Origin of the sequence: Parabacteroides sp. AF18-52 (assembly GCF_003479145.1) — a bacterium.
Lineage (GTDB): Bacteria > Bacteroidota > Bacteroidia > Bacteroidales > Tannerellaceae > Parabacteroides > Parabacteroides faecis.
In genome coordinates this window covers 1-1,564 of the sequence record NZ_QUGR01000037.1, presented here as the reverse complement: position 1 = coordinate 1,564, position 1,564 = coordinate 1, and the positions used below count along the sequence as shown (strand labels likewise).

Here is a 1,564-nt window from a genome sequence, read left to right as displayed (position 1 = left end):
AAAACAATTTATACAACGAAGAGTTTGATCCTGGCTCAGGATGAACGCTAGCGACAGGCTTAACACATGCAAGTCGAGGGGCAGCGGGGGTAGCAATACCTGCCGGCGACCGGCGCACGGGTGAGTAACGCGTATGCAACCTACCTATCAGAGGGGAATAACCCGGCGAAAGTCGGACTAATACCGCATAAAACAGGGGTCCCGCCTGGGAATATTTGTTAAAGATTTATCGCTGATAGATGGGCATGCGTTCCATTAGATAGTTGGTGAGGTAACGGCTCACCAAGTCTACGATGGATAGGGGTTCTGAGAGGAAGGTCCCCCACACTGGTACTGAGACACGGACCAGACTCCTACGGGAGGCAGCAGTGAGGAATATTGGTCAATGGGCGAGAGCCTGAACCAGCCAAGTCGCGTGAAGGATGAAGGATCTATGGTTCGTAAACTTCTTTTATAAGGGAATAAAGTGCGGGACGTGTCCTGTTTTGTATGTACCTTATGAATAAGGATCGGCTAACTCCGTGCCAGCAGCCGCGGTAATACGGAGGATCCGAGCGTTATCCGGATTTATTGGGTTTAAAGGGTGCGTAGGTGGTTTTTTAAGTCAGCGGTGAAAGTTTGTGGCTCAACCATAAAATTGCCGTTGAAACTGGAAGACTTGAGTATGTTTGAGGTAGGCGGAATGCGTGGTGTAGCGGTGAAATGCATAGATATCACGCAGAACTCCAATTGCGAAGGCAGCTTACTAAACCATAACTGACACTGAAGCACGAAAGCGTGGGGATCAAACAGGATTAGATACCCTGGTAGTCCACGCAGTAAACGATGATTACTAGCTGTTTGCGATAAACGGTAAGCGGCACAGCGAAAGCGTTAAGTAATCCACCTGGGGAGTACGCCGGCAACGGTGAAACTCAAAGGAATTGACGGGGGCCCGCACAAGCGGAGGAACATGTGGTTTAATTCGATGATACGCGAGGAACCTTACCCGGGTTTGAACGCATTTGGACCGGCCTTGAAAGAGGTCTTCTAGCAATAGCCATTTGCGAGGTGCTGCATGGTTGTCGTCAGCTCGTGCCGTGAGGTGTCGGCTTAAGTGCCATAACGAGCGCAACCCTTATCTTTAGTTACTAACAGGTCGAGCTGAGGACTCTAAAGAGACTGCCAGCGTAAGCTGTGAGGAAGGTGGGGATGACGTCAAATCAGCACGGCCCTTACATCCGGGGCGACACACGTGTTACAATGGCATGGACAAAGGGCAGCTACCTGGCGACAGGATGCTAATCTCTAAACCATGTCTCAGTTCGGATCGAAGTCTGCAACCCGACTTCGTGAAGCTGGATTCGCTAGTAATCGCGCATCAGCCATGGCGCGGTGAATACGTTCCCGGGCCTTGTACACACCGCCCGTCAAGCCATGGGAGTTGGGGGTACCTAAAGTCCGTAACCGCAAGGATCGGCCTAGGGTAAAACCGATGACTGGGGCTAAGTCGTAACAAGGTAGCCGTACCGGAAGGTGCGGCTGGAACACCTCCTTTCTGGAGCGAAGAGTTCGTTATCAAGTT

1 rRNA gene is annotated in these 1,564 nt (G+C 51.3%); it reads left to right on the top strand.

Features of this window, described 5'->3' with window-relative positions:
- Window positions 1-12: 12 nt before the first annotated feature.
- A 16S ribosomal RNA gene (locus DWX23_RS24690) occupies window positions 13-1,537 on the top strand.
- The last annotated feature ends 27 nt before the right edge of the window (window positions 1,538-1,564 follow it).